This is a genomic window from Pseudomonas sp. PSB18, assembly GCF_014596565.1.
Classification (GTDB): Bacteria; Pseudomonadota; Gammaproteobacteria; order Pseudomonadales; family Pseudomonadaceae; genus Aquipseudomonas.
This window is the reverse complement of the sequence record NZ_NOIN01000004.1, coordinates 480,555-506,752: the sequence shown is the minus strand read 5'-3', so window position 1 is coordinate 506,752 and position 26,198 is coordinate 480,555. Positions and strand designations below refer to the sequence as shown.

General features: G+C 61.7%; 25 protein-coding genes. 6 read left to right on the top strand and 19 right to left on the bottom strand.

Going from position 1 to position 26,198, the window contains the following annotated elements:
* Positions 1-138: 138 nt before the first annotated feature.
* Positions 139-2,352 (bottom strand): heavy metal translocating P-type ATPase, encoded by a 2,214-nt coding sequence (locus CGA22_RS13235; protein ID WP_041021507.1) that lies wholly within the window; start codon positions 2,350-2,352, stop codon positions 139-141.
* 86 nt (positions 2,353-2,438) lie between these two features.
* Between CGA22_RS13235 and cadR the strand changes: the two genes are divergently transcribed.
* The gene (cadR, locus tag CGA22_RS13230) at positions 2,439-2,885 is read left to right on the top strand and encodes a Cd(II)/Pb(II)-responsive transcriptional regulator (protein WP_041021508.1); all 447 of its coding nucleotides are present in this window, start codon (positions 2,439-2,441) and stop codon (positions 2,883-2,885) included.
* Positions 2,886-3,034: 149 nt separating this feature from the next.
* Here cadR and CGA22_RS13225 read toward each other — a convergent pair whose 3' ends face one another.
* The 3 genes from CGA22_RS13225 to CGA22_RS13215 form a co-directional block, all read right to left on the bottom strand.
* A complete protein-coding gene (locus CGA22_RS13225) occupies positions 3,035-4,006 on the bottom strand; it encodes a thymidylate synthase (protein ID WP_041021509.1) in 972 nt (323 codons plus the stop codon).
* 50 nt (positions 4,007-4,056) lie between these two features.
* Positions 4,057-4,866 (bottom strand): prolipoprotein diacylglyceryl transferase, encoded by an 810-nt coding sequence (lgt, locus tag CGA22_RS13220; RefSeq protein ID WP_041021510.1) that lies wholly within the window; start codon positions 4,864-4,866, stop codon positions 4,057-4,059.
* Between the two features lie 68 nt (positions 4,867-4,934).
* Positions 4,935-5,717: a sulfite exporter TauE/SafE family protein gene (locus CGA22_RS13215; protein WP_041021511.1), complete on the bottom strand. Its 783-nt coding sequence runs from the start codon at positions 5,715-5,717 to the stop codon at positions 4,935-4,937.
* Positions 5,718-5,892: 175 nt separating this feature from the next.
* Between CGA22_RS13215 and CGA22_RS13210 the strand changes: the two genes are divergently transcribed.
* Positions 5,893-6,639 carry an NRDE family protein gene (locus tag CGA22_RS13210; protein ID WP_041021512.1) on the top strand — a complete coding sequence of 249 codons (747 nt, stop codon included), beginning with the start codon at positions 5,893-5,895 and terminating at the stop codon, positions 6,637-6,639.
* Between the two features lie 94 nt (positions 6,640-6,733).
* Here the strand turns inward: CGA22_RS13210 and ptsP are convergent, their stop codons facing one another.
* Positions 6,734-9,013, bottom strand: coding sequence for a phosphoenolpyruvate--protein phosphotransferase (gene ptsP, locus CGA22_RS13205; RefSeq protein ID WP_041021513.1), 2,280 nt, complete (start codon positions 9,011-9,013; stop codon positions 6,734-6,736).
* A 22-nt stretch (positions 9,014-9,035) separates the two neighbouring features.
* A complete protein-coding gene (locus CGA22_RS13200; protein WP_003186867.1) occupies positions 9,036-9,515 on the bottom strand; it encodes an RNA pyrophosphohydrolase in 480 nt (159 codons plus the stop codon).
* Positions 9,516-9,658: 143 nt separating this feature from the next.
* Between CGA22_RS13200 and CGA22_RS13195 the strand changes: the two genes are divergently transcribed.
* Positions 9,659-10,315, top strand: coding sequence for an HAD family hydrolase (locus CGA22_RS13195; protein ID WP_041021514.1), 657 nt, complete (start codon positions 9,659-9,661; stop codon positions 10,313-10,315).
* A gap of 94 nt (positions 10,316-10,409) precedes the next feature.
* On the opposite strand, the gene CGA22_RS13190 is transcribed toward CGA22_RS13195, so the two are convergent.
* Together CGA22_RS13190 and ilvA are read right to left on the bottom strand one after the other, a co-directional pair.
* Positions 10,410-10,838 (bottom strand): DUF2269 domain-containing protein, encoded by a 429-nt coding sequence (locus tag CGA22_RS13190; protein WP_041020972.1) that lies wholly within the window; start codon positions 10,836-10,838, stop codon positions 10,410-10,412.
* A gap of 41 nt (positions 10,839-10,879) precedes the next feature.
* Complete coding sequence (ilvA, locus tag CGA22_RS13185; RefSeq protein ID WP_041020973.1) at positions 10,880-12,394, bottom strand: threonine ammonia-lyase, biosynthetic; 1,515 nt, start codon at positions 12,392-12,394, stop codon at positions 10,880-10,882.
* Positions 12,395-12,531: 137 nt separating this feature from the next.
* Here ilvA and rpiA point away from each other — a divergent pair, with 137 nt between their 5' ends.
* Positions 12,532-13,206, top strand: a complete 675-nt coding sequence (gene rpiA / locus CGA22_RS13180; protein WP_041020974.1) for a ribose-5-phosphate isomerase RpiA — start codon at positions 12,532-12,534, stop codon at positions 13,204-13,206.
* Between the two features lie 137 nt (positions 13,207-13,343).
* On the opposite strand, the gene CGA22_RS13175 is transcribed toward rpiA, so the two are convergent.
* From CGA22_RS13175 to CGA22_RS13160, 4 genes are all read right to left on the bottom strand, one after another.
* Positions 13,344-14,255 (bottom strand): SdiA-regulated domain-containing protein, encoded by a 912-nt coding sequence (locus CGA22_RS13175; RefSeq protein ID WP_041020975.1) that lies wholly within the window; start codon positions 14,253-14,255, stop codon positions 13,344-13,346.
* Positions 14,256-14,371: 116 nt separating this feature from the next.
* Positions 14,372-15,304, bottom strand: a complete 933-nt coding sequence (locus tag CGA22_RS13170) for an SdiA-regulated domain-containing protein (protein WP_041020976.1) — start codon at positions 15,302-15,304, stop codon at positions 14,372-14,374.
* Between the two features lie 171 nt (positions 15,305-15,475).
* Positions 15,476-16,141: a fumarylacetoacetate hydrolase family protein gene (locus CGA22_RS13165; protein WP_041020977.1), complete on the bottom strand. Its 666-nt coding sequence runs from the start codon at positions 16,139-16,141 to the stop codon at positions 15,476-15,478.
* Between the two features lie 40 nt (positions 16,142-16,181).
* The gene (locus CGA22_RS13160; protein ID WP_041020978.1) at positions 16,182-17,576 is read right to left on the bottom strand and encodes an FAD-binding oxidoreductase; all 1,395 of its coding nucleotides are present in this window, start codon (positions 17,574-17,576) and stop codon (positions 16,182-16,184) included.
* Between the two features lie 202 nt (positions 17,577-17,778).
* Here CGA22_RS13160 and serA point away from each other — a divergent pair, with 202 nt between their 5' ends.
* Entirely contained in the window at positions 17,779-19,008 is a 1,230-nt protein-coding gene (gene serA / locus CGA22_RS13155; protein WP_041020979.1) for a phosphoglycerate dehydrogenase, read from the top strand.
* A gap of 147 nt (positions 19,009-19,155) precedes the next feature.
* On the opposite strand, the gene CGA22_RS13150 is transcribed toward serA, so the two are convergent.
* Complete coding sequence (locus CGA22_RS13150; RefSeq protein WP_041020980.1) at positions 19,156-19,578, bottom strand: DUF4399 domain-containing protein; 423 nt, start codon at positions 19,576-19,578, stop codon at positions 19,156-19,158.
* A gap of 133 nt (positions 19,579-19,711) precedes the next feature.
* Between CGA22_RS13150 and CGA22_RS13145 the strand changes: the two genes are divergently transcribed.
* Positions 19,712-20,290, top strand: a complete 579-nt coding sequence (locus tag CGA22_RS13145; RefSeq protein ID WP_041020981.1) for a transporter substrate-binding domain-containing protein — start codon at positions 19,712-19,714, stop codon at positions 20,288-20,290.
* Between the two features lie 85 nt (positions 20,291-20,375).
* Here the strand turns inward: CGA22_RS13145 and CGA22_RS13140 are convergent, their stop codons facing one another.
* Genes CGA22_RS13140 through CGA22_RS13115 form a run of 6 tightly spaced genes read right to left on the bottom strand, consistent with a single transcriptional unit; the run spans position 20,376 to position 26,197 of the window.
* The gene (locus tag CGA22_RS13140) at positions 20,376-21,005 is read right to left on the bottom strand and encodes a class I SAM-dependent methyltransferase (RefSeq protein ID WP_041020982.1); all 630 of its coding nucleotides are present in this window, start codon (positions 21,003-21,005) and stop codon (positions 20,376-20,378) included.
* Between the two features lie 56 nt (positions 21,006-21,061).
* Positions 21,062-21,706 carry a methionine ABC transporter permease gene (locus CGA22_RS13135; protein ID WP_041020983.1) on the bottom strand — a complete coding sequence of 215 codons (645 nt, stop codon included), beginning with the start codon at positions 21,704-21,706 and terminating at the stop codon, positions 21,062-21,064.
* On the bottom strand, positions 21,696-22,814 hold the full coding sequence (locus CGA22_RS13130; protein WP_041020984.1) for a methionine ABC transporter ATP-binding protein: 1,119 nt from the start codon (positions 22,812-22,814) through the stop codon (positions 21,696-21,698). The genes CGA22_RS13135 and CGA22_RS13130 overlap by 11 nt, the downstream gene beginning before the upstream one ends.
* A 2-nt stretch (positions 22,815-22,816) precedes the next feature.
* Positions 22,817-23,626, bottom strand: coding sequence for a MetQ/NlpA family ABC transporter substrate-binding protein (locus tag CGA22_RS13125; RefSeq protein WP_188258609.1), 810 nt, complete (start codon positions 23,624-23,626; stop codon positions 22,817-22,819).
* Positions 23,616-25,004 carry an LLM class flavin-dependent oxidoreductase gene (locus CGA22_RS13120; protein ID WP_041024641.1) on the bottom strand — a complete coding sequence of 463 codons (1,389 nt, stop codon included), beginning with the start codon at positions 25,002-25,004 and terminating at the stop codon, positions 23,616-23,618. The genes CGA22_RS13125 and CGA22_RS13120 overlap by 11 nt, the downstream gene beginning before the upstream one ends.
* The gene (locus CGA22_RS13115; RefSeq protein WP_041024642.1) at positions 25,004-26,197 is read right to left on the bottom strand and encodes an SfnB family sulfur acquisition oxidoreductase; all 1,194 of its coding nucleotides are present in this window, start codon (positions 26,195-26,197) and stop codon (positions 25,004-25,006) included. The genes CGA22_RS13120 and CGA22_RS13115 overlap by 1 nt, the downstream gene beginning before the upstream one ends.
* Between the last annotated feature and the right edge of the window lies 1 nt (position 26,198).

Genomic DNA, 26,198 nt, shown 5'->3' with positions numbered 1-26,198 from the left:
GTGGGAGCAAAGCTTGCTCGCGATAGCGGCAGACCAGCCAAGATTCATGTCGACTGGCTTACCGTAATCGCGAGCAAGCTTTGCTCCCACAGGTTATGGCTTTGCCACAATGGTTGTGTGTTGCGCGCAACTACACCTTCATTTGCGCAACAACCGCAACCCATTGAACACCACCAGCAAACTCACCCCCATGTCGGCAAACACCGCCATCCACATGGTGGCGAACCCGGCAAAGGTGACGCCGAGGAAGATGGCCTTGATCACCAGCGCCAGGGCGATGTTCTGTTTCAGGATGCTTGAGGTTTGCCGCGACAGGCGGATGAAGGCCGGAATCTTGCGCAGATCATCGTCCATCAAGGCGACATCGGCGGTCTCTATGGCCGTATCGGTGCCGGCCGCCGCCATGGCGAAGCCGATTTCCGCTCGGGCCAGGGCGGGGGCGTCGTTGATGCCGTCGCCCACCATGCCGACCCGGTGACCCTGGGCGTACAGGTTTTCGATGGCTTGCAGCTTGTCCCCCGGCAGCAGGTCGCCCCGCGCCTGATCCATGCCGACCTGGCTGGCAATTGCTTCGGCGGTGTGGGCATTGTCGCCGGTGAGCATCAGGGTCTTGATGCCCAGTTCATGCAACTGCCGGATGGCTTCGCGGCTGGAGTCCTTCACCGTGTCAGCCACCGCGAACAGCGCCAGGGGACCCGAGCCGTCGAGCAGCAGCACCACGGACTTGCCTTGTTTTTCCAGGGCGAAGAGTTTCTCTTCCAGTTCCGGGGAACACAGCCCAAGGTCTTCCACCAGGCGATGATTGCCCAAGTGGTAGGTCTGGCCATTGATATCACCGCGCACCCCGCGTCCCGGGAGCGCTTCGAAGTTATCCACAGGCTGCGGCGCCGGTTGTTTATCCACAGCGGCGATGGCCCTGGACACCGGGTGATCGGAACGGGCGGCGAGGCTGGCGGCCAGGGCCGGTGCAATGGCTTCCACGCTCGGGTCCAGCGCCACGTAGTCGGTCTGTACCGGTTTGCCGTGGGTGATCGTGCCGGTCTTGTCCAGGGCCAGGTAGTCGAGCTTGTAGCCACCCTCCAGGTACACGCCGCCCTTGACCAGGATGCCTTTGCGCGCTGCCGCGGCAAGGCCGCTGACGATGGTCACCGGGGTGGAGATCACCAGCGCACAGGGGCAGGCCACCACCAGCAGCACCAGTGCCCGATAGATCCAGTCGAACCACGCCGCGCCCATGAACAGGGGCGGGATGACGGCTACCGCCAGCGCCAGGGCAAACACCGCCGGGGTATAGATGGTCGAGAATCGGTCGACGAAGCGTTGGGTAGGTGCGCGGGAGCCCTGGGCCTGCTCCACGGCGTGGATGATCCGCGCCAGGGTGGATTGATCGGCTGCCGCGGTCACGCTGTATTCCAGCTCGCCGGCCTGGTTGATCGTGCCGGCGAACACCTTGTCGCCCACGGTTTTTTCCACCGGCAGGCTTTCGCCGGTGATCGGCGCCTGGTCAATGGTCGAACGACCGGCGACCACTTCACCGTCCAGCCCGACGCGCTCGCCGGGGCGAACCCGTACCCGTGCACCGAGGGCGATGGCCTTGACCTCCTGTACCTGCCACGAGCCATCGGCCTGTTGCACCGTGGCCTGTTCCGGAGCCATCTGCATCAGACCGCTGATGGCATTGCGCGCCCGGTCGAGGGATTTGGCTTCGATCAGCTCCGCCACGGTGAACAGGAACATCACCATGGCCGCTTCCGGCCACTGGCCGATCAGCACCGCGCCGGTCACAGCGATGCTCATCAACGCGTTGATGTTCAGGTTGAGGTTCTTCAGGGCGATCCAGCCCTTCTTGTAGGTGCCCAGGCCGCCGCTGAGGATCGACACCAGGGCCACCACGGCGACCACCCAGCCTGGCGCGGCATTGGTGAAGTGGATCAGCTCGGCGCCCACGGCCGTGACGCCGGACAGCGCCAGCGGCCACCAGGGTTTGGTCGGGGCAGGCAGATTGCTGGTCTGTTGCTCCTGGCCCGGCGTCAGCGGTTCGGCCTGCATGCCGAGGGACTGGATGGCACGGATGATCGGCCCATCGTCGGGCAGGTCATGGGTCACCCCCAATACGCGATTGATCAGGTTGAATTCCAACTGCTGTATGCCTTCGAGCTTGCCAAGCTTGTTCTGGATCAGCGTCTGCTCGGTAGGGCAGTCCATCGCTTCGATGCGAAAGCTGCTCAGCCGAGCACCGTCCGTCGGCGCTTTACCGAGATTGACCACGGACGGCGCTGCTTTCGAAGCGCAGCAGGAATGCCCGTGGTCATGGTCGTGGATGGGCTTATGGATGTGAAGGGAATCGCTCATTGGGTGACGTCCATGAAAAGTGCTTGTTGCACAGTAAAGACCCTGTAGCCACTATAGGGTCAAGCACCTGTTCAGGAGGCAATGCCATGAAGATTGGCGAACTGGCGAAAATCACCGACTGCCAAGTCGAAACCATCCGGTACTACGAACGCGAAGGCTTGTTGCCGGAACCGGCCCGCAGCGACGGCAATTACCGCGTCTACACCCAGGCCCACGCCGAGCGGCTGACGTTCATCCGCAACTGTCGCACCCTGGACATGACCCTGGAAGAAATCCGCAGCTTGCTGGCCCTGCGCGACAGTCCCCAGGATCAGTGCGAGAGCGTCAACGCGCTGGTCGACGAACACATCCTCCACGTCAAGGCCCGCATCGACGGCCTGCTGGCCTTGCAGGCACAACTGATCGACCTGCGCCGCCGTTGCGGCGAAGGGCCGGATCCGGATCAATGCGGGATCCTGCAGCGCTTGGAAGTGAGCGGGGCGGTGGCGCCAGAGGTGGAGCATTCACATGTGGGGCGCAGTCACGGGCATTGAGCCCTTGCCGCGAATCCGAATACACAGAGGCCTATGGGCTGGGCCTGTGGGAGCAAAGCTTGCTCGCGATGAAAACACCTCGATCCGTCAGTAGATCGCGTATCGTTCGTCGCGAGCAAGCTTTGCTCCCACAGGGGTAGTGGTGCGCTTTAGACCGCCATCGGCGCGGTCATCGGCGCGTGGTGCTGGTAGCCTTCGAGGGAGAAGTCCCCCGGTTCCACCAGCTCCAGCCACTCGGGCTGGTACACGCCCGTCTTGGCAAACTCCGGTACCCGCTCGGAAATCACCAGCCTTGGCATCGGGAACGGCTCGCGGGTGAGTTGTTCCTTGAGCATGTCCAGGTGGTTTTCGTAGACGTGGGCGTCACCGATGAAATAGGTGAACCAGCGCGGCGTGTAGCCGGTCAGGCGGCCGATCAGGCTCAGCAGGGCGGCGCCTTCGGTGAGGTTGAACGGCGTGCCCAGCCCCAGGTCGTTGGAGCGGATGTAGAGGGTCAGGGAAATTTCCTTCGTCTCGACATTCGGGTGGAACTGATAGAGCAGATGGCATGGCGGTAGGGCCATCTCATCGAGCTGGGCGCAGTTCCAGCCGTGGAACAGGATACGACGGCTGCCCGGGTCCTTGATGATGGTGTCGACACACTGGCGAACCTGGTCGATAGCCTTGTACAACACCACATAGGCCTGGCCGTTTTCCTCGCCTTCGGCGATCTGCCGGTAGCCCTGGGCGAGGGTCTGCTCGATGGCCGCCGGATTGCTTACGGGGATCTGCTTGTAGGCCGGCCACTTGCGCCACTGCACGCCGTAGATCTCGCCCAGGTCGTCTTCGCCCTGGCGGAACGGGTTGGCCAGCCACTGGCTGTTTTCGTTGGCGTTCTGGTCCCAGACCTTGCAGCCCAGGGCACGGAATTCGGCGGCGTTGTTGACGCCGCGGAGAAAACCGCACATCTCGCCGATGGCCGATTTGAACGCCATCTTGCGGGTGGTGATGGCCGGAAAACCGTCCTTCAGGTCATAGCGCAGCATCGCGCCAGGAAAGCTGATGGTGTTCACGCCCGTGCGGTTGGCCTGCTTGGTGCCGTTCTTGATGACGTGGGCCACCAGATCGAGATATTGCTTCATGGGTTACCTGTGTCCTTGAACCCGAGGCCGGCGCCTCGGGGTCCGAATTTTTAAGCTTTGGCCGCCGCTGCCGGCGCACGATGATAAGCCAGCCAGATCAGCACCAGGCCACCGACGATCATCGGCAGGCACAAGACCTGGCCCATGGTCAGCCAGTTCCATGCCAGGTAGCCGAGCTGGGCGTCCGGCACACGGACGAACTCGACGATGAAGCGGAAGATGCCGTAGAACAGCGCGAACATCCCGGACACTGCCATGGTCGGCCGTGGCTTGCGCGAGAACAGCCAGAGAATCAGGAACAGGGCCACGCCTTCAAGAGCGAACTGGTATAGCTGCGACGGATGGCGCGGCAACTGCGCCGGATCGCTGAACGGCGGGAAGATCATCGCCCACGGCACGTCGGTCGGCTTGCCCCACAATTCGGCGTTGATGAAGTTGCCGATGCGCCCGGCGCCCAGGCCGATCGGCACCATTGGCGCGACGAAGTCCATCAGTTCGAAGAACGACTTGTTGTTGCGCTTGCCGAACCACACCGCCGCCAGCATCACGCCGATGAAGCCACCGTGGAACGACATGCCGCCCTTCCAGACCTCGAAGATCAGCGTCGGGTTCGCCAGGTAGGCGCTCAGATCATAGAACAGCACATAGCCCAGGCGTCCGCCGACGATCACGCCCATGGACAGCCAGAACACCAGGTCGGAGAGCTTTTCCTTGTTCCAGGTCGGGTCGAAACGGTTGAGCCGTCGCGACGCCAGCAGCCAGGCACCGCCGATGCCGACCAGGTACATCAGGCCGTACCAGTGGATTTTCAGCGGGCCGATGGCCAGGGCCACCGGATCGATCTGCGGGTAAGGCAGCATTGATATTCCTCGTAAACGTCAAAAATACTGGGGTGACCCTGTCACCCCGGGATTAAGCCAGGATTGCGTCAGAGCAGGAAACTCAGGCCCACGCAGAACAGCAAAGCCGCGAACAGCCGCTTGAGCAAGCGCGGCGACAGGCGATGGGCCAGTCGCGCGCCGACGCGGGCGAAGACCATGCTCGTCAGGGCAATGCCCAGCAGCGCCGGCAAATACACAAAACCGAGACTATGGGCCGGCAACAGTGGATCGTGCCACCCCAGAATCATGAAACTTAGTGCACTGACCAGGGCGATCGGCAAGCCGCAGGCCGAGGAGGTGGCCACTGCCTGCTGCATGGGCACGCTGCGCCAGGTCAGGAACGGCACGGTCAGCGAGCCGCCGCCGATGCCGAAAATCGCCGAGGCCCAGCCGACGACCGTGCCGGCCAGGGTCAACCCGGCCTTGCCAGGTACCGTGCGGCTGGCCTTGGGCTTGAAATCCAGGGCCAGTTGCGCGGCGACGATCATGGCGAACACGCCAATGATCTTTTGCAGGTGCGGTCCGGAAATCGCTTCGGCGGTGACCGCACCGAACCCGGCACCGATCAGGATCCCGACGGTCATCCAGGCAAAGATCGGCCAGCGTACCGCGCCTTTGCGCTGGTGTTCGCGCACAGCATTGACCGAGGTGAAGATGATCGAGGCCAGGGACGTACCGACCGCCAGGTGCGTCAATACCTGCGGGTCAAAACCCTGCAGGGTGAAGCTGAACACCAGCACCGGGACAATGATCATCCCGCCACCCACGCCGAACAACCCGGCCAGCACCCCGGCGCAGGCGCCGAGCAGCAGATAGATCACGAATTCCACCAGCGTCCCCCACCCATCCCCGAAACAAGAGCGGCATGGTAACGGATCCATGCCCTTGGGCTCTACTGAAGGCGATGGATGCGCGGGCGATGTGTCGGTTAGAGTGGAAGTTGATCCGACACAAACCCTGTGGCGAGGGGATTGCGTTCGGCATTGTTGAGTGGGGGACTACCTGATGTGCCTGATCGTATTTGCCTGGCGACCCGGTCACGCCCAACCGCTGATCGTGGCGGCCAATCGTGACGAGTTCTACGCGCGTCCGACCCTGCCCCTGGCCCAGTGGCCCGACGCTCCCCATGTCTACGCCGGTCGCGACCTGGAAGCTGGCGGCACCTGGCTCGGTATCGGCGCCGACGGTCGCTTTGCGGCCCTGACGAATATCCGTGATCCAGGCCAACTGCCGGCGTTCAAGTCTCGGGGCGAACTGGTGGCGCGGTTTCTGAGCGGGAATCTGCCGATTGCCGACTACCTGAGCGAAATCGTGCCCCGTGCCGGCGAGTATGGCGGGTTCAACCTGCTGCTCGGTGACGGTAGCGAGCTGTGGCACTACAACGCCCGCGATGCTCGGCCACAGCGACTGGCCGAAGGCGTCTACGGGGTATCGAATGCCGGGCTGAACACGCCTTGGCCCAAACTGCTCAAGGCCCGGGCGGCACTGGTCGAGGTGCTCGCCGATCCGCAACCCCAGGGTCTGTTGGCGCTACTGAACGATCCGCAACCGGCACCCGTGGCGGAACTGCCGGACACCGGTGTGGGGTTGGCGACCGAGACGCTGCTGTCGAGTGTGTTCATTGCCAGCCCTGCCTACGGGACGCGGGCGAGTACGGCGTTGATTGTCCAGGCCGATGGGGCGCGGCACATGGTCGAGCGCAGCTTCGGGCCCCATGGGGGGCATTTGGGGGAGGTCGAGGTCAGGGTCTAGTGCTGTGGTGATTGCGCTGGCCCCATCGCGAGCAGGCTCGCTCCCACACTGAGTTCTGTGGGAGCGAGCCTGCTCGCGATGGGCGCGCCGCGAACTAAAGCGTCTTGTTCGAAGCCGGATTGATCATCCGCGCCAGCCCCAGGTTCTTCAGCGCCAGTTGCAACGAGCTGTGGATGACCTGCGGATTATCGATGGTCATCACCTCCGCCAGCAGTTCCTGGGCCTTGCTGAGGTTGATCTGGCGCAGCATCCATTTCACTTTCGGCAGGTTGGTGGCGTTCATCGACAAGCTGTCGAAGCCCATCGCCATCAACAACACCGCCGCCGCCGGATCGCCGGCCATTTCACCGCAGATACTCACCGGCTTGCCTTCGGCGTGGGCGTCGCGCACTACGTTCTGCAAGGCTTGCAGCACGGCTGGGTGCAGGTAGTCGTACAGGTCGGCCACCCGTGGGTTGTTGCGGTCCACGGCCAGCAGGTACTGGGTCAGGTCGTTGGAACCGACCGAGAGGAAGTCCACCTGCCGTGCCAGCTCCTTGGTCTGGTACACCGCTGCCGGGATCTCGATCATGACGCCAACCGGCGGCATCGGCACGTCAGTGCCTTCGTCGCGGACTTCGCCCCAGGCGCGGTGGATCAGGTGCAGGGCTTCTTCCAGCTCATGGGTGCCGGAGATCATCGGCAACAGGATGCGCAGGTTGTTCAGCCCTTCGCTGGCCTTGAGCATGGCGCGGGCCTGGACCAGGAAGATTTCCGGATGGTCGAGCGTCACGCGAATCCCGCGCCAGCCGAGGAAGGGGTTTTCTTCCTTGATCGGGAAGTAGGACAAGGCCTTGTCGCCGCCAATGTCCAGGCTGCGCATGGTCACCGGCTGCGGATGGAACGCGGCCAGTTGCTCACGGTAGATCGCCAGTTGTTCCTTTTCGCTGGGGAAGCGCTGGTTGATCATGAACGGCACTTCGGTGCGGTACAGGCCCACACCCTCGGCGCCGCGTTTCTGCGCCCGGGCCACGTCAGCCAGCAGGCCGGTGTTGACCCACAGCGGCATGCGATGGCCGTCGGGGGTCACGCAGGGCAGGTCCCTCAGCGCATCCAGGCCCAGGGACAGTTGTTTTTCTTCCTCCACCACATCGGCGAACTGCTTGCGCAGCACGTCGCTGGGGTTGGTGTAGACCTCGCCGTGGTAGCCGTCGACGATCATCTGGATGCCGTCGACCTTGGAGTACGGCAGGTCCACCAGGCCCATCACCGTGGGGATGCCCATGGCCCGGGCGAGGATCGCGACGTGGGAGTTGCCCGAACCCAATACCGAGACCAGCCCCGCCAGCTTGCCCTCGGGCACCTCGCCGAGCATGGCCGGGGTCAGTTCCTCGCTGACCAGGATGGTGTTGTCGGGGTAGACCAGGGTCTGCTGGCGCTCCTGCTGCAAGTAGGCCAGCAGGCGGCGACCGAGGTCCTTGACGTCCGAAGCGCGCTCGCGCAGGTAAGCGTCGTCCATCAGTTCGAAACGGTTGACATGGTCGGTCACCACCTGGCGCAACGCGCCCTGGGCCCATTGGCCAGTCTTGATGACCGTGGTCACTTCGCTGCCCAACGAGGCGTCGTCGAGCATCATCAGGTAGACGTCGAACAGCGCGCGTTCTTCGGGACGCAGCTGTGTCGCCAGTTTGGCCGACAGGGCGCGCATGTCGGCGCGCACGCCTTCGATGGCGGTCTTGAAGAGGCCCAGCTCGGCGTTGATGTCGGTGATGGTTTTGTCTGGAACCACGTCGAGGTCGGCCGGCGGCAGCATGACCACCGCCGTGCCCACGGCTGCGCCCGGTGACCCCGGTACGCCGACGAACTTGGCTTCCTGGATACCCTTGCCCTGGCGACCCAGGCCGCTGATCGAGCCGGTGGCCTCGGCGTGGGCGATCACCCCGGCCAATTGCGCGCTCATGGTCACGAGAAAGGCTTCTTCACCTTCATCGAACTGGCGGCGCTCCTTTTGCTGGATGACCAACACGCCGACGACGCGACGGTGGTGGATGATCGGTGCGCCGAGGAAAGAGGCATAGCGCTCCTCGCCGGTTTCGGCGAAGTAGCGGTAGCGCGGGTGATCCGCGGCGTTTTCGAGGTTCAGGGGCTCTTCGCGCGTGCCGACCAGGCCGACCAGACCTTCATTGGGTGCCATGCTGACCTTGCCGATCGAGCGCTTGTTCAAGCCCTCGGTGGCCATCAGCACGAAACGGTTGGTCTCGGGGTCCAGCAGGTAGACCGAGCAGACCTGGCTGCCCATGGCCTCTTTGACGCGCAACACAATAATCCCCAACGCCGCTTTGAGATCCTTGGCGGCGTTAACTTCCTGGACGATCTTGCGCAGCGTATTGAGCATGGCTCGGGGTCGAACTCCGTCGTCAGTCGCGCGTCAGCAGGCGCGGGGCAAGCTCTTTGAGAGCGCGTCGATACACCTCGCGCTTGAATGTCACCACCTGGCCCAGCGGATACCAATAGCTGACCCAGCGCCAGCCATCGAACTCCGGTTTACCGGTCAAATCCATCCGCACCCGCTGCTCGTTGGAGATCAGGCGCAGGAGAAACCATTTCTGCTTCTGGCCGATGCACAGCGGCTGGCTATGCGTCCTGACCAGGCGTTGCGGCAAACGATAGCGCAACCAGCCTCGGGTGCAGGCGAGTATTTCAACATCTTCGCGCTCCAGCCCCACTTCTTCGTTCAACTCGCGGTACAAAGCCTCTTCCGGCGTCTCCTGGGGGTTGATCCCGCCTTGAGGAAACTGCCAGGCGTCTTGATTGATACGGCGAGCCCATAGCACCTGACCGGCATCATTCGTAAGAATGATCCCCACATTGGGTCGGAAACCATCGGGATCGATCACGGCAACAACCTCGCAAGCGCATGTCGCCGCATTGTTCCACAAAGGTTGTGATAGCAGCAACGAGCCCGCCCAGGTTATGTGCACTCTTGTGAAAAGTCCGTATTCTGAGCGCCTTTCTTCAGAAATTTCAGCGAGTAACTGCAATGCGGCTGGCCTTATTCGACCTGGACAACACCCTGTTGGGCGGCGACAGCGATCACGCCTGGGGCGATTACCTGTGTGAGCGCGGCTTCCTCGACGCCGTCACGTACAAGGCGCGCAACGATGAGTTCTACCAGGATTACCTGGCCGGCAAGCTCGATAATGCCGAATACCTGAACTTCTGCCTGGAAATCCTCGGCCGTACCGAAATGGAAGTCCTGGCCCAATGGCACTCGGACTACATGCGCGACTGCATCGAGCCCATCGTGTTGCCCAAGGCCATCGAACTGCTGAAAAAACACCGTGACGCTGGCGACAAACTGGTGATCATTACCGCCACCAACCGCTTCGTCACCGCCCCGATTGCCGAGCGCCTGGGGGTCGAAACCCTGATCGCCACCGAGTGCGAGATGGTCGATGGGCGCTACAGTGGGCGCAGCACCGACATTCCCTGCTTCCGCGAAGGCAAGGTGACCCGGCTGAACCGCTGGCTGGAAGAAACCGGGTATTCCCTCGAAGGCAGCTATTTCTACAGCGATTCGATGAACGACCTGCCGTTGCTGGAGGTGGTTTCGCATCCGGTGGCCGTGGATCCGGACCCGAACCTGCGGGCTGAGGCGCAGAAGCGCGGTTGGCCGGTGATCAGTCTGCGCGACTGAGATCGTCATCGCGAGCAGGCTCGCTCCCACATTGGAATGCGTTTCCCCTGTGGGAGCGAGCCTGCTCGCGATGAAGCCGACTCGGTTCCAGATCCTAGACCGGCTTGGCCCCCATCAACCCGGCAATGGCAATCAGGCAGACAAAACTGAACAGCGCCAAGGCCAAGGTAAAGGTGCCGTTGCCCGCCGTCGGCAGCTTGCGCCGCTTGTTCAATCGCACCAACAGCCAGAACCCGGTCAACGCCGCCAGGGTATAGAGGATGCTGGAAGCCAGCAGCCAGGTCTGTCCCAACGGCCAGCCCACCTGATGAACCATCCACCAGCCCGTGAAGGGCAGGCTCGTCAGGGCAAGCCCCATCACCAGCCAGACAAACACCCGTGGACGTTGCAGTACGCGGGCCGGGGCCGTGGCGTCGCCGTTGCGGCGAGTCCGCCAGACCCAGAGAGCCAGCCCTATGGCGCCCACCAGCAGCAGGACTGTGGCCAGGACGTGGGCGATCTTCAGCGCAGTCAACGTTTCCATTGTTCAATTTCCTTGAGTCGTGCCCAACAGCCTAGCCTTTGTTAACCCAGGAACAACTGGTACGCCGGGTTATCGCTTTCATCCCAATACGGATAGCCGATCTCCTCAAGGGCCGCCGGCACCAGATGGCGCTCGTCGTGGGGCACTTGCAGCCCGGCGACCACACGGCCGTCCGCCGCGCCATGGTTGCGATAATGGAACATCGAGATGTTCCAGCGTCCGCCCAGCTTGTTGAGGAAGTTGAACAGCGCGCCCGGACGTTCAGGGAATTCGAAGCGCAGCACCACCTCGTCGATGACGTGGGCCGCGTGCCCGCCGACCATGTGGCGGATATGCAGCTTGGCCAGTTCGTTGTCGGTCAGGTCCAGTACCGGGAAACCTTGCTCGGTCAGGCTGGCGATCAGCGTACTGCGAGGGTCGTTCTCCGGATGCGTCTGCACGCCCACGAAGATGTGCGCCTCGCTGCCGGTGTTGTAGCGGTAATTGAATTCGGTGATCTGGCGCTTGCCGACGGCTTCGCAGAACGCCTTGAAGCTGCCGGGTTGCTCGGGAATGGTGACTGCGATGATTGCTTCACGACCCTCGCCCAGCTCGGCGCGCTCGGCCACGTGGCGCAGGCGGTCGAAGTTGACGTTGGCACCGGAATCGATGGCCACCAGGGTCTGGCCGCTGATGCCACGTGACTCGACGTACTTCTTGATACCGGCTACACCCAAGGCGCCGGCAGGTTCGGTGATCGAGCGGGTATCGTCATAGATATCCTTGATTGCGGCGCAGATCTCGTCGGTACTGACGGTGATGACTTCATCGACGTGATGCTTGCAGATATCGAAGGTGTGCTGGCCGATCTGCGCCACGGCAACGCCGTCGGCAAACAGGCCGACGCTCGGCAACACTACCCGCTCGCCGGCGGCCATGGCGGCCTGCAAGCAGTTGGAGTCATCGGGTTCGACACCGATGACCTTGATTTCAGGTCGCAGGTACTTCACATAGGCCGCGATTCCGGCAATCAGCCCGCCGCCGCCCACCGGAACGAAAATCGCGTCCAGGTGCCCCGGATGCTGACGCAGGATTTCCATCGCCACCGTGCCCTGCCCGGCAATGGTGTGGGGATCGTCGTAGGGATGGATATAGACGTAACCCTTTTCGTCGACCAGTTTCAGCGAATAGGCCAGGGCCTCGGGGAACGAGTCGCCATGCAACACCACTTTGCCGCCACGGGAGCGCACGCCTTCAACCTTGATTTCCGGGGTGGTCTTGGGCATCACGATGGTGGCTTTCACGCCCAGGACCTTGGCGGCCAGGGCCAGGCCCTGGGCGTGGTTGCCCGCCGACGCCGTGACCACACCGCGCGAACGCTCTTCATCGCTGAGCTGGGTCAGCTTGTTGTACGCCCCGCGAATCTTGAACGAGAACACCGGCTGCAAGTCTTCGCGCTTGAGCCAGATGCTGTTGCCCAGCCGCTCGGAAAGCTGACGAGCGGTCTGCAGCGGGGTTTCTACGGCGACGTCGTAGACGCGCGAGGTGAGGATCTTTTTGACGTACTGTTCAAGCATCGGAAAGCATCACTGGGCGGGTTGGGCAGGGCCAAGGAGTCTAACCCGGCTTTTGGCCGGGCGACCACACGAATCCCGAGGTTTTGTTGGGTTATACTCGCGCCCCTCTTTACTCCCTGCCCGTTTTCGGAGCCCGCATGACCCAGGATCAACTCAAACAGGCCGTGGCCCAGGCCGCCGTCGACCTCATCCTCCCGAAACTGGATGACAAGAGCATCGTCGGGGTCGGCACCGGCTCCACGGCCAATTGCTTCATCGATGCGCTGGCGCAGCACAAGGGCGCCTTCGATGGGGCGGTTGCCAGCTCCGAAGCCACCGCCGCGCGGCTGAAGGGCCACGGGATCCCGGTGTATGAGCTCAACACGGTGAGCGACCTGGAGTTCTACATCGACGGCGCCGACGAAAGCGACGCGCACCTGAACCTGATCAAGGGAGGCGGTGCGGCCCTGACCCGCGAGAAGATCGTCGCGGCGGTGGCCAAGACCTTCATCTGCATCGCCGACGCCAGCAAACTGGTGCCGGTGCTCGGTGCGTTCCCGCTGCCGGTCGAGGTCATTCCGATGGCTCGCAGCCACGTGGCCCGCCAGTTGGTAAAGCTGGGCGGCGATCCGGTGTATCGCGAGGGTGTGCTGACCGATAACGGCAACATCATCCTGGATGTGCATAACCTGCAGATCAGCAATCCGGTGGAGCTGGAAAGCCAGATCAATGCCATCGTCGGCGTGGTTACCAATGGTTTGTTCGCTGCCCGTCCGGCGGATGTGCTGTTGCTGGGTACGGCGGAAGGGGTGAAGACCCTGCGGGCCGAGTAAACACGGCAGGTGCCCGGTCTTCTGCTCGAAGCCGGGCCCCTGTGGGAGCGAGCCTGCTCGCGATAGCGATTCACCCGTCACATCAGCGTTGAATGTGGAACCGCTATCGCGAGCAGGGGATTCATGGCGGGTCTGGTTCAAGGCTGCGCTTTCTCGAACACATAGAACAGGTTCGGCTCGCTCACCAGGTACAGAGTACCGTCGTCGTCCATGGCGATGCCTTCGGCCTGGGGAACATTTTTTTGCAGTCCCTGACGGCCTTTGCTCAAGGACAGTGTGCTCAGGGGCTTCCCGTCGATATCCAGCTCGATGATCAGTCGCGACTCATCGGACAATGCCAGCAGATGGCCGCTGCGCTCATCGTATTGCAGGCTCGACAGATCCCGCACGAACAGTCCGGCGTCGCGCTTGGGGTTGTTGATGACGTGGACTGCGTAAGACTTTTCCGAGTTGTGATGGGGAAAGCCCTGCACTTCATAAATCAGCATCGGGTCGCGCTCTTTCGCTACGAACAGCCGCTTGCCCACTGAGTCGTAGGCCAGTCCTTCGAATCCTTTGTTCTTGCTCATGTGCACGCCGAGGGTCATTTGTTCGGCGTCGGCCGCGTCGAGAAACCGGGTGTCTTCGTCCAGGTGAATCTTGATCAGCCGCTGCTGGCGCTCGTCACTGATGACGTAGATGTCCTCGCTGATGAATTCCACGGCTTCCGGATCACCGAAACCGATCAATGCCACCCGGCGCAGGATCTTGCCGTCCAGTGACAGCTCGATCAGTTCGGCATTCTTGTTGGTGACCGTGAACAGGCTCTTGCGTACCGGATCGAACGTCAGTGCCGACACGTCGTCGAGACCTTCGATCACCTGGGCCTCTATCGTGACCCGGTACTGGTCCAGAGCGATGGCCTGCTCGTTGATGGGTTGCCAGCGTGTATTGAGGTTGAACCAGGCCCGTTCGTACAGGCGCAGGTACTGACCCGTCGCGATCAGGGCGGTCAGGACGATTGCCAGTAGCATCAGGAACAAGGGTTTGGGGCGGGCAAGTCGGCGCATGGGTGGGCTCGGGTAAGAACAGGTGGCTGGAAATACCACGACTGCCTGAACTGAAGCTTAATGGCCGTATGCCACACCCTACAGCGAAGGAGGAATTGCCTTACAGAGTTGCGCTGTCAGCGTTGTTTCTCGAAACGATAGAACAGGTTTGGCTCGCTGACCATGTACACGTTGCCGGCTTCATCCATGGTGACACCTTCGGCGCGGGGGATGGTGTCCTTCAGCCCGTTGAAGCCGCCCAGCAACGTCATGAAGCTGACCTGCTGGCCTTTTTCATCGAGCTCCAGCAAAAGATGTGAGTCGGCCGAAAGCACCAGCATGTGACCGGTTCGAGGATCGATCGCCAGGGCCGAGAGGTTGCGCAGGTCCAGTTCTTTGCTGGCATGGATCTGTTTGTCACCCTTGAGCAACAGGCTGCCATCGCTTTTCCAGGTGAACAATGCTGGCGGACGTTCCTCGCCCAGCACCAGTTGCTGGTTGCGTGGGTCCCAGACAACCCCCTCGAACCCCTTGTTCTGGTTCTTCGAGGGGCCAAGATCGTAGTGGGGGAAATCGTTGTTGTTCAGTTCGCGGGTGCCGGCATCGATATGAACGATCGACAGTGTGTGGGTTCGCTCATCGGTAATGGCCAGCAGCCCGTTCTCCATGAAGGTCACCCCTTCAGGGTTGCTCCAGCCCACCAACGGCATCTTGCGCAGCACATCGCCCTGCAAGGTCAGCTCCACCAGGAACGGATTCTTGCCCATGACGGCAAACAGGGTCTTGGTCTGTGGGTTGTAGGTCACATCGGACGCTTCATCCTTCTCCATACCAGGGAGCGGCTTGGCGTCGATCACAGCGGTGTAATCCGGCAGCCAGACGCTTTCCTGGCGTTGGGCAGGGCTCTCAAAGTGTTCCGAAACCCAAAGCAGGCCCCGATCATCCCAATGCATCGCAAACGCCAGCCCATAAGCGACAGCCACCGCCAGCAGCGACCAGGCATACCAGGGCAGGGCAAAGCGGGAGCGGCGGACAGGGGCGGCGTGGGGCGGTGCTGGGGTCTTGGCCATCGATGATTGCGTTCCAGGAATTCGGGCAGGGGGAATGGCTGGCTCAGATGCCACGTTCGCCGGAATTATCCGGATGGCATGTGAAAAAAACGGTAAATCGTGGGATGGATACCCTCAAACCCTTGTGGGAGCGAGCAGGCTCGCTCCCACAAGAAGGAGATGGCGCAGTTGTCAGCAAACGCTGCTTTCGAAACGGCTGGCCCCCGGCAGTTCCAGTACCAGCTCATCCCCCACATTCAGCGGCCCGACGCCCGCCGGGGTGCCGGTGAGGATCACATCGCCGGCCTGCAGCGAGAAGCAGCCGGCCATGTACTGGATCATCGGCACGATGGGGTTGAGCATCAGGCTGCTGTTGCCGTCCTGGCGCACTTCACCGTTGATGGTCAGGCGTACGGAAATATTGGCCAGATCGGCAAAGGTGGCATTCGATACGAAGGGTGCGATCACCGCCGCGCCATCGAACGACTTGGCAACTTCCCACGGCAGGCCCTTGGCCTTGAGTTCGGCCTGCTTGTCCCGAAGGGTCAGGTCCAGGGCCGGGGCGAAGCCGGAGATGGCATCGAGCACTTCTTCGACGCTTGGCCGGGTCGACAGCGGCTTGCCGATCAGTACGGCGATTTCCGCTTCGTAATGCACCGAACCCCGCTCGACGGGAATGCTGAAACCGCCTTCCAGCGGCACCACGCAACTGCCGGGCTTGATGAACAGCAAGGGCTCGGTGGGCACCGGGTTATCCAGTTCCTTTGCATGTTCGGCGTAGTTACGCCCAATGCACACCACTTTTCCAACCGGAAAGTGGATGCGGGTACCGTCGACATACTGGTGCTGATAGCTCATTACCGACTCCTGTTTTCTGAAACTCATCAAGTGTTTTACATCACACCGCGAAAATCTTGCCCGGATTCATGATGCCGTTCGGGTCGAATGCGGCCTTGATGGCCTTCATGTATTCGATTTCCACCGGGGAGCGACTATAGGTCAGGTAATCGCGCTTGGTCATGCCCACGCCGTGCTCTGCCGAAATCGAGCCGTTGTACTTCTCGACGATCTCGAAAACCCATTTGTTCACTGTCGCACATTTGGCGAAGAACTCATCCTTGCCCAGGCTCTCCGGCTTGAGGATATTCAGGTGCAGGTTGCCGTCGCCGATGTGGCCGTACCAGACGACTTCGAAGTCCGGGTAGTGTTTGCCGACGATCGCGTCTATTTCCTTGAGGAATTCCGGGACTTTCGAGACGGTCACCGAGATGTCGTTCTTGTACGGCGTCCAGTGGGAAATGGTTTCGGAGATGTACTCGCGCAGTTTCCACAGATTCTGTAGCTGGGTTTCGCTCTGGCTCATCACGCCGTCCAGCACCCAGCCTTGCTCCACGCAGTGCTCGAAGGTTTCCAGGGCCTGATTGGCGACTGCTTCGGTGGTGGCTTCGAACTCCAGCAGGGCGTAGAACGGGCAGTCGGTTTCGAACGGCGCGGGTACGTCGCCACGGCCCATGATCTTGGCCAGGGCCTTGTCGGAGAAAAATTCGAAGGCAGTCAGGTCGAGCTTGCCTTGGAAGGCGTGGAGCACCGGCATGATCGAATCGAAGTCCGGTGTGCCGAGCACCATCGCCGTGAGATTCTTCGGCGCCCGATCCAGGCGCATGGTGGCCTCGACCACGAAACCGAGGGTGCCTTCGGCGCCGATGAACAGCTGCCGCAGGTCATAGCCGGTGGCGTTCTTGATCAGGTCCTTGTTCAGCTCCAGCAGGTCGCCCTTACCGGTGACGACTTTCATCCCGGCTACCCAGTTGCGGGTCATGCCATAGCGAATTACCTTGATTCCGCCGGCATTGGTGCCGATATTGCCGCCAATCTGGCTGGAACCGGCCGAAGCGAAGTCCACCGGGTAGTACAGTCCATGCTCTTCAGCCTTGTTCTGTAATTGTTCGGTGATCACGCCCGGTTGGCAGACGGCGGTGCGGTCGGTGAGGTTCACCTCGAGAATCTGGTTCATGTAGTCGAATGACACGACCACTTCGCCGCTGGCCGCCACGGCTGCGGCGGAAAGCCCGGTACGCCCGCCCGATGGCACCAGGGCAACCCTGTGTTCATTGGCCCAGCGCACGATGGCCTGGACCTGTTCGATGGTCTTGGGGAAAACGATGGCGCTCGGCGCCGGGGCGAAGTGCCGGGTCCAATCCTTGCCATAGGTTTGCAGGGCGTCGGCATCGGTCAGGACCTTGCCAGGCTCGACCAGGGACTTGAGTTCTTCTATCAGGGCTGGATTGGTCATCGGCAAAACTCTCGAACAATTCATGGTCACCCTGAGAACGCTTCATGTCGCAGAATGAGTGTTTGCAGGTCGCATATGCTAGCATACCGCCCCCGCAGGACAGTGCCGAAGGTCGTTCTGCGGCGACGGCCATCACGCCGGTCGGGCCAGCATTGCGCGGTCCGATTCCCTGCCATTTTTTCCGGGACACAGGTTTACGCAGATGAGCAAGACTTCTCTCGATAAGAGCAAGATCAGGTTCCTTCTCCTCGAAGGCGTCCACCAATCGGCTGTCGACGTCCTCAAGTCGGCGGGCTATACCAGTATCGAGTACATCACCAGTTCTCTGCCGGAAGCCCAGCTCAAGGAAAAGATCGCCGATGCTCATTTCATCGGTATTCGCTCCCGCACTCAATTGACCGAAGAGATCTTTGACCACGCCAAGAAACTGGTGGCGGTCGGCTGCTTCTGCATCGGCACCAACCAGGTTGACCTCGACGCGGCTCGCGAGCGCGGTATCGCGGTGTTCAACGCGCCGTACTCCAACACCCGTTCCGTTGCCGAACTGGTGCTGGCCGAAGCGATTCTGCTGTTGCGCGGCATTCCCGAGAAAAACGCTTCCTGCCACCGTGGCGGCTGGATCAAGAGCGCGGCCAACTCCTTCGAAATCCGTGGCAAGAAGCTGGGTATCGTCGGTTATGGTTCGATCGGCACCCAACTGTCGGTCCTGGCCGAAGGCCTGGGCATGCAGGTGTTCTTCTACGACACCGTGACCAAGCTGCCACTGGGCAACGCCACCCAGGTCAACGATCTGCATGAGTTGTTGGGCATGTCCGACATCGTGACCCTGCACGTGCCGGAAACCGCAGCGACCCAGTGGATGATCGGCGAGAAGGAAATCCGCGCCATCAAGAAGGGCGGGATCCTGATCAACGCCGCCCGCGGCACTGTGGTCAAGCTCGACGCCCTGGCCGACGCGATCAAGGACAAGCACCTGATCGGCGCTGCCATCGACGTGTTCCCGGTGGAGCCGCGCTCCAACGACGATATCTTCGAAAGCCCGCTGCGTGGCCTGGACAACGTGATCCTGACCCCGCACATCGGCGGTTCCACCGCTGAAGCCCAGGCCAACATCGGCCTGGAAGTGGCGGAAAAGCTGGTCAAGTACAGCGACAACGGTACCTCGGTATCGTCCGTGAACTTCCCGGAAGTGGCCCTGCCGGCGCACCCTGGCAAGCACCGTCTGCTGCACATCCACGAAAACATTCCGGGTGTGATGAGCGAGATCAACAAGGTCTTCGCGGAAAACGGCATCAACATTTCCGGTCAGTTCCTGCAGACCAACGACAAGGTCGGCTACGTCGTGATCGACGTCGACGCCGAATACTCGGACCTGGCGCAAGAGAAGCTGCAGCACATCAAGGGCACCATCCGGTCCCGCGTGTTGTTCTAAAGAGCAGCGGCGAGCTGTTAGCTTCAAGTGGCATGTAATGAAAAAACGGGAGTCCTTAAGGACTCCCGTTTTTTATTGCCTGACATAAACCTGTGGGAGCGAGCCTGCTCGCTCCCACAGAGGTTATTTACTGTCAGCCAATCACGTTTATTTCACGTTTACGGTGATCTTTTCAGAGACAATCGGCGGATCGAACGGTACATGGCTGAAGTCGCCCAGCTCCAGCTGCAAGGTGTGCTTGCCGGGCGCCAGTTTGATGGTGGCCTCGGTTTGCGCCTTGCCGAAGTGCATGTGGTTGGCGTCGGCCGGAATCGCCGCGCCAGCGGCCGGCAGTTTGTCGACGTCGATCAGCAGGTGGTGATGTCCGGTGTTCTTTGTCGTATCACCCGCCGGCGCCAGCGCAATGCCCTCGACGCCAAACTTGACCTTGAATTCCTGGGAGACGGTGGCGCCATCCGCTGGGGACACGAAAAATACTTTTGCGTCTTTAGGCGCAGGCGTCGCTGCCGCCAGCATCGAAGTTCCCAGCATCAGCCCTGCTAAAACTGCACGTGACATAAAGCTTTTCATTTTTTTCTCCAGTTTTTCCGTGAAATCCTGCTGGTCGTGACAACTTCATGACCAATCGTTGTCGAAGCCTGCAACAACCATAGCAAAGCGAGCCTGAAACGAGCGTCGCTTGTACAAATACCAAGGAGTGACCATGCGTTTTCTGCCTGGCCTGATCTGCCTGCTACCCCTCTTGAGCCCTTTGGCCCATGCCGAATTGATCGACGACATCAACGATCGTGGCGAACTGCGCATCGCCCTCGAAGCCAATGCCGCTCCCTTCAACTTCAAGGAAGACGGCAAGCTCACCGGCTTTGAAGTGGAACTGGGCCAGATGCTGGCCAATGAACTCGATGTACGCGCCGACTTTGTGGTCACCGATGCCGCGGATCTGCTGAGCGGCGTGGAAAGTGGCAAGTACGACGTCGCCATCAACCACATAGCAATGACCCCGGAACTGGCGGAACGTTTCGATACCAGTGCCGCTTACAGCCGTCCGGATGCGCAACTGCTGGCGAGCAAGGACGACACATCACGTCCGCTCATGATGGCGCAGTCTTTTCAACCAGAAGAAAAGAGCGGCCCGGCACCGAGCCTGGTGATTCCGTTCCAGAAGGGCAACCCGGCGTTCAAGGCCAGCGTGGACAACGCCCTGGCGCGCATCAAGGATGATGGGAGGTTGGAGCAGTTGTCGCAGAAGTGGTTGGGTAAGCAGCAACCGGTTGGACAGTAGTGCCGTCATCGCGAGCAGGCTCGCTCCCACAGGCGATGAGGTTCCCATGTGGGAGCGAGCCTGCTCGCGATGACGTCTTCAAGGGTCAGACAGTCTTGCGCCAGACACTCGCCAGCCATGGCTGTTGCTCCCGGGGTAGCCCCGCCGGCCGGTAGTAGTGCTCCAGCTCGACGAAACCGGCGGCGGTGAGCAACGTGCGCCAGGCTTCAACGTCGTGGTAGGCGCCGTAGCGCTGGCCGCTCCAGCCTTCCTGGTTCTCGCCGCGGGGATTGGAGCTGAACAGCACGCCATCGGGTTTGAGGGTGGCATGCAACTGCTTGAGCACTCGCGGCAGTTCCTGGACCGGGATATGAAACAGCACGGCGTTGGCGAAAATCCCGTCGAAGCGTTCGGTTGGCAGGTCAAGTTGCAGGAAGTCCTGCTGCCACACTTCGCAACCACTGTCCTGGCGAGCCATTCGGGCGAATGCTTGCGAACCGTCGAGACCCACCGCAACGTGTCCCATGCGGGTGAAAGTCTGCAGATCCCGCCCCGGACCGCAGCCGAAATCGAGAATGTGGAGCGGTGCCGGGCCATGGATATGCCGTAGTAGCGCGTCGATGTTCTGGCTGACGTCGTGATCGCGAGTACCTTCGCGAAAGCTCTCGGCGACCGAGTTGTAATGGCCCAGGGTCGTGGCGGTGATGGCGTGGAGGTCGTCGGGAGAGTGTTTCATGGCGAGGCTTGAGTAGGGAGCGAAAGCCGACTATACCCCATCGTCACAGCATCGACTCAACGCCTGTTCAGCCCTCGCGCCAACCGATCACCGCCCAACTGAATCAGCGCCACCAGTGCCACCAGCAACACGATCACGGTGAGCATGATCTGGCTGTCGAAGCGCTGGTAACCATAACGATAGGCAATGTCCCCCAGGCCGCCGGCACCGATGGCCCCGGCCATGGCCGAGGAATTGATCATGGTCACCAGCGTGATGGTAAAGCCGCCAACGATGCCCGGCAGTGCTTCTGGCAACAGCACGTGCCAGACGATATGCCAGCGTCGGCAGCCCATGGCCTGGGCGGCTTCGATCAAGCCGTGGTCGACTTCCCGCAGGCTGACTTCGGCGATGCGGGCGAAGAACGGCGTGGCAGCGATGGTCAACGGCACCACGGCAGCCCACACGCCGTAGGTTGTGCCGACGATCAGCCGCGTAAACGGGATCAGCGCCACCATGAGGATCAGGAAGGGTATCGAACGGAACAGATTCACGAACGCGCCCAGGGCGCGGTTCAACGTGGGCGCTTCGTAGATCCCGCCCTTGCCGCTGGTGACCAGAATCACTGCCAGTGCGATGCCGGTTGGTAACGCGATCAGCGACGACACGCCCACCATCAGCAGCGTGTCGATGAAACCCTGCAGCAACCGATCAAACCACATAGCCCAGCACCTCCACCTGTTGCGCCCAATTGCCGGCGCGTTGCCGCAGTTCTTCGACGCCCCAGGACGAGCCGCTGACCGCCAGCAGCAATTGTCCCAGCCCATGACCCTGAATCCGTTCGATACCCCCATGCAGCAATCGCACCCGTCCGCCCAGGGCACTGAATAGCGCCGCGAGATCCGGTTCCTCCCGCCCCGTACCCGTGAATTGCAAGCGCAGCACCGCAGCTGCGTCTGCCGATGGCGGTTGTGCCTGCAAACGGCTTTGCAATTCCTCTGGCAAGGCCTGTTGCAACGGCGCCAACAATGTCCGGCTGACCTCATGCCGAGGGTTGCCGAATACCTCCCAGACCGGCCCTTGTTCAACGATCCGCCCTTGTTCGAGCACCACCACGCGGTCGCAGACCTCACGGATCACCGCCATTTCATGGGTGATCAACACGATGGTCAGGCCCAGCCGCTGATTGATCTGGCGCAGCAGGCCGAGAATCGATTGGGTGGTCTCCGGGTCCAGGGCCGAGGTGGCCTCGTCGCACAGCAAGATCTGTGGGTCGTGCACCAGCGCCCGGGCGATCCCGACGCGTTGCTTCTGGCCACCCGAGAGCTGCGCCGGGTAAGCCTTGTGCTTGTCTTGCAGGCCGACCAGTTCCAGCAGTTCGCGGACTTTGCGCTGGCGCTGTGCCTTGGGTACGCCGGCGACCTTCAGCGGCAACTCGACGTTTTGCCATACGGTCTTGGCTGACATCAGGTTGAAATGCTGGAAGATCATGCCGATACGTCGACGCAATTCCACCAGGCGATCTTCATCGAATCCGCCGATGTCGACCTGATCGATCAGCACCCGTCCGCTGCTGGGTTGTTCCAGGCGGTTGATGGTACGGATCAGTGATGACTTGCCGGCGCCGCTGCGGCCGATGATGCCGAACACTTCGCCATGCTGGATCGCCAGGTCGATGCCCTGCAGAGCCGCTACCCGGGCGCCGTTGTAGGTCTTGCCCACGCCGATGAAACGTACATGGGCGCGGTTGAGCTCTGGATGCAGCTCGGTGTGCGTGGCGCTGAGGGGCAAGGATGCTTCTGATCTGGGACGAGCATTGGCGACGCTCATGGTCAGCCCTCCCAACCGGCCTGATAGAGCTTGCCATGGGCCTTGTCCAGGGCTGCCCGCACCGCAGGAGAGTGTTGATAGATGTCGACGAACTTGATCAGCCGCGGGTCATTCTTGCTCTTGGGCTGGATCACGAACTGGATGACGTACTCCTTGTGGTCGAGGCCGTCGAACAGCAACGCGGAGGTAGCATCGAAGGTGTTCGCCAGGCGGATGTAGGCGGGGTATCCCTGCACCAGGTCGGCGTCTTCATAGGCGCGCACCAGTTGCACGGCTTCGACCTGCAGGATCCGCAGCTTCTTCGGGTTGGCGACGATGTCATCCTCGGTGGCCTTGTAGCCCACTCCCGGCTTGAGCGTGATCAACCCGGCCTTGGCCAGCAGTTGCAAGCCGCGGCCGCTGTTGATCGGATCGTTGGCGATGGCGACGCTCGCGCCCTCGGGCAGTTCGTTGAAGCTTTTGTATTTCTTCGAGTAGAGGCCGACGTTGTTGATGATTCCCGGTGCGAACGGCACCAGGTCGAATCCGGCGGCGGCTTTGGCATTTTCCAGGAACGGGATGTGCTGGAAATAGTTCACGTCGATATCGCCGGAGGCGAGGCTGACGTTCGGCGCGATCCAGTCGCTGAACTCCACCAACTCGACCTTCAGGCCTTGTTTGGACGCCTCGTCCACGGCGGCCTCCAGGGGGATGGCGAATGCGGCGGTGGTACCGATTTTCAGCGGTGCATCGGTGGCAAACAGTGCCGGGCTGAACAGGCTGAGGGTCAGGGCCAGTGCTTTGAACGGCCAGGAGAGCGTGTCATGAGTCATGAGAATTTCCAGTATTGAGTCCGTGTCGGTAGTGCGAGCCGGTGTGTCGTTCGGGCAAATGAGCTTCTGCATGGAACAGCTTTTCCCGCAGGGTGCCGCGGTCATATTCCGTTTTGTACGACCCGCGTCGCTGCAGTTCGGGGATCACCAGGTCGATGAAGTCCACATAGCTTTGTGGCGTGACAAGGCGGGTCAGGTTGAAACCGTCGAGACCGGTTTCGGCAATCCATGACTCCAGCTCGTCGGCCACCTGCTCGGCCGAGCCGACCAGCGTGATGTAGCGGCCGCCCAGGGCGTGTTGTTCCAGGAGCCTGCGCCGGGTCCAATCGTTGTTCTGCAGGATCCGGGTAGCGGACTGGATGGCATTGTTCTTCACGTACTGGATAGGTTCGTCCAGTGTGTACTCGGAAAAATCGATGCCCGTCGACGCGGAGAAATGTGCGACCCCGGCTTCTGCGCTGGCGTAGCTCAGGTATTCGGCGTGCTTGGCCCAGGCGGCTGCTTCGGTCTCGCCGACGATCACGTTCAGGCCCATGAACACCTTGATGTCCTCGGGCTTGCGTCCGTCCTGAACGGCGCTGGCGCGCACCTTGTCCACCTGGTGCCTGGTCGCCGCTTTGTTCTGCCCGCTGATGAACACGCACTCGGCGTGGCGCCCGGCGAACTGCAGTCCACGCTCCGAGCTGCCGGCCTGGAACAGCACCGGTGTACGCTGGGGTGAAGGTTCGCAGAGGTGGTAACCCTCGACCCGATAGAACTCGCCCTGGTGGCGGACCTTGTGGACTTTTTCCGGTCGGGCGTAGATCCGCTGTTCGCGGTCGTTGAGCACCGCGTCGTTTTCCCAGCTGCCTTCCCACAGTTTGTAGAGCACTTGCAGGTATTCATCGGCCTGGTCGTAGCGACGGTCATGCTCGACCTGCGCAGTCAGGCCCATGGCCTTGGCGGCGCTTTCCAGGTAGCCGGTGACGATGTTCCAGCCGACCCGGCCACGGCTCAGATGGTCGAGGGTGCTCATGCGACGGGCGAACAGGTAGGGCGGCTCGTAGGTCAGGTTGGCGGTGAGGCCGAAGCCCAGGTTTTTCGTGACGGCGGCCATCGCACTGACCAACAGCAACGGATCGTTGACCGGTAGCTGAATCGACTCCTTCAGCGTGACGTCCACCGATTGTTGATACACGTCGTAGACCCCGACGATATCGGCGATGAACAACCCGTCGAACAGCCCGCGTTCCAGCAGTTGCGCCAGTCCGGTCCAGTATTCGAGAGTGTTGTACTGGGTAGAGGTGTCCTGGGGATGCGTCCACAGTCCGTGATTGATGTGCCCGATGCAGTTCATGTTGAACGCGTTGAGCAGGATTTTTTTCTTGCCGGGTGCCATCAGATGGTCCCCCGCAGCGGCGGCTTCTCATCATTGAGATAGAAGTTGCCCACCGCGTGGTATTTCCAGCGCACCGGGTCATGCAGCGTGTGCACCCGGGCGTTGCGCCAATGGCGGTCCAGGCCATGCTCAGCCAGGGTCGCCTGGCTACCGGCCAGCTCGAACAGCGTGCTGCCGGTGGCTAGGGAAATTTCGGTACTGATGGCGCGGGCTTCGGCCACGGCAATCGACGCGGCGGCGACTGTTTCGGCGTTGGCGTCGGCCTGGGCCCGGTCGAGAAATTCCCCGGCCCTTTCCAGCAGCGCTTCGGCGGCATGCAGGCGGCTGCTCAGTTGGCCAAAACTCTTGAGCGTGTGTGGGTCTTCGGTGGCGACCTCACTGGTGGCGTCGATCCATGGCCGGGTTTTGCTCCGGACAAACTGCAGGGCATCTTCATAGGCGGCGCGGGCGATACCGGTGTCGATGGCGGCATGAAGAATCTGCGCCAGTGGCCCCACCGGCGTCGGCCGCTCGAAGGCACTCTGGAGGGGCAGGACGTCTTCGGCCGAGACATACACGTCTTCGAACAGCACCGAACCGCTGCCGGTGGTGCGCTGTCCGAAACCGCTCCAATCGTCGATCACCGTCAGACCCTTGCTGTTGCGCGGGACGAAGGCCAACTGCTGGACACCGTGCTCATCCACCACTGACGTGGGGATGCGCTGGGCATAGAGCGCACCGGTGGCGTAGAACTTGCGACCGTTGATGCGATAGCCGTCGCCGTCGCGGCGCAGCTGGGTGGTGCGGTGATGGGCGGTCTTGGTGCCCAGCTCCGCCAAGGCATTGCCAAACCGCTGGCCGGCCAGGACCTCGCTGTACAGGCGGTGTTTCTGTGCGTCGCTGCCATTGACCCGCAGCACTTCCAGGGCATGAAAATGGTTCTGCGGAATCTGCCCGAGAGAGCCGTCAGCCTCGGCGATCAATGCAATGACTTTGGCCAGCGTGACGTTGGAAACGCCCGCGCCACCGTAGGCCTTGGGCACGCTGATGCCCCACAGGCCGGAGCGGGAAAAGGCTTCGAGCTCGGGGTGCGGCAGGCGCCGTTCGAGGTCGCGCAGGGCGCTGTCGCGCTTGAAGTCGTCGGCCAGGTCGCTGGCTACGACCAGGGCTTGTTCGTCGCTGGTGATCACCGCGACGTGTTGGGAAAACGTCATG

Excerpts from the sequence above, each read along its gene's own strand:
- CGA22_RS13235 (WP_041021507.1), bottom strand. The coding sequence starts at position 2,352 with ATGAGCGATTCCCTTCACATCCATAAGCCCATCCACGACCATGACCAC.
- cadR (WP_041021508.1), top strand. The coding sequence starts at position 2,439 with ATGAAGATTGGCGAACTGGCGAAAATCACCGACTGCCAAGTCGAAACC.
- CGA22_RS13225 (WP_041021509.1), bottom strand. The coding sequence starts at position 4,006 with ATGAAGCAATATCTCGATCTGGTGGCCCACGTCATCAAGAACGGCACC.
- lgt (WP_041021510.1), bottom strand. The coding sequence starts at position 4,866 with ATGCTGCCTTACCCGCAGATCGATCCGGTGGCCCTGGCCATCGGCCCG.
- CGA22_RS13210 (WP_041021512.1), top strand. The coding sequence starts at position 5,893 with ATGTGCCTGATCGTATTTGCCTGGCGACCCGGTCACGCCCAACCGCTG.
- ptsP (WP_041021513.1), bottom strand. The coding sequence starts at position 9,013 with ATGCTCAATACGCTGCGCAAGATCGTCCAGGAAGTTAACGCCGCCAAG.
- CGA22_RS13195 (WP_041021514.1), top strand. The coding sequence starts at position 9,659 with ATGCGGCTGGCCTTATTCGACCTGGACAACACCCTGTTGGGCGGCGAC.
- CGA22_RS13190 (WP_041020972.1), bottom strand. The coding sequence starts at position 10,838 with ATGGAAACGTTGACTGCGCTGAAGATCGCCCACGTCCTGGCCACAGTC.
- ilvA (WP_041020973.1), bottom strand. The coding sequence starts at position 12,394 with ATGCTTGAACAGTACGTCAAAAAGATCCTCACCTCGCGCGTCTACGAC.
- rpiA (WP_041020974.1), top strand. The coding sequence starts at position 12,532 with ATGACCCAGGATCAACTCAAACAGGCCGTGGCCCAGGCCGCCGTCGAC.
- CGA22_RS13175 (WP_041020975.1), bottom strand. The coding sequence starts at position 14,255 with ATGCGCCGACTTGCCCGCCCCAAACCCTTGTTCCTGATGCTACTGGCA.
- CGA22_RS13170 (WP_041020976.1), bottom strand. The coding sequence starts at position 15,304 with ATGGCCAAGACCCCAGCACCGCCCCACGCCGCCCCTGTCCGCCGCTCC.
- CGA22_RS13165 (WP_041020977.1), bottom strand. The coding sequence starts at position 16,141 with ATGAGCTATCAGCACCAGTATGTCGACGGTACCCGCATCCACTTTCCG.
- CGA22_RS13160 (WP_041020978.1), bottom strand. The coding sequence starts at position 17,576 with ATGACCAATCCAGCCCTGATAGAAGAACTCAAGTCCCTGGTCGAGCCT.
- serA (WP_041020979.1), top strand. The coding sequence starts at position 17,779 with ATGAGCAAGACTTCTCTCGATAAGAGCAAGATCAGGTTCCTTCTCCTC.
- CGA22_RS13150 (WP_041020980.1), bottom strand. The coding sequence starts at position 19,578 with ATGAAAAGCTTTATGTCACGTGCAGTTTTAGCAGGGCTGATGCTGGGA.
- CGA22_RS13145 (WP_041020981.1), top strand. The coding sequence starts at position 19,712 with ATGCGTTTTCTGCCTGGCCTGATCTGCCTGCTACCCCTCTTGAGCCCT.
- CGA22_RS13140 (WP_041020982.1), bottom strand. The coding sequence starts at position 21,005 with ATGAAACACTCTCCCGACGACCTCCACGCCATCACCGCCACGACCCTG.
- CGA22_RS13135 (WP_041020983.1), bottom strand. The coding sequence starts at position 21,706 with ATGTGGTTTGATCGGTTGCTGCAGGGTTTCATCGACACGCTGCTGATG.
- CGA22_RS13130 (WP_041020984.1), bottom strand. The coding sequence starts at position 22,814 with ATGAGCGTCGCCAATGCTCGTCCCAGATCAGAAGCATCCTTGCCCCTC.
- CGA22_RS13125 (WP_188258609.1), bottom strand. The coding sequence starts at position 23,626 with ATGACTCATGACACGCTCTCCTGGCCGTTCAAAGCACTGGCCCTGACC.
- CGA22_RS13120 (WP_041024641.1), bottom strand. The coding sequence starts at position 25,004 with ATGGCACCCGGCAAGAAAAAAATCCTGCTCAACGCGTTCAACATGAAC.
- CGA22_RS13115 (WP_041024642.1), bottom strand. The coding sequence starts at position 26,197 with ATGACGTTTTCCCAACACGTCGCGGTGATCACCAGCGACGAACAAGCC.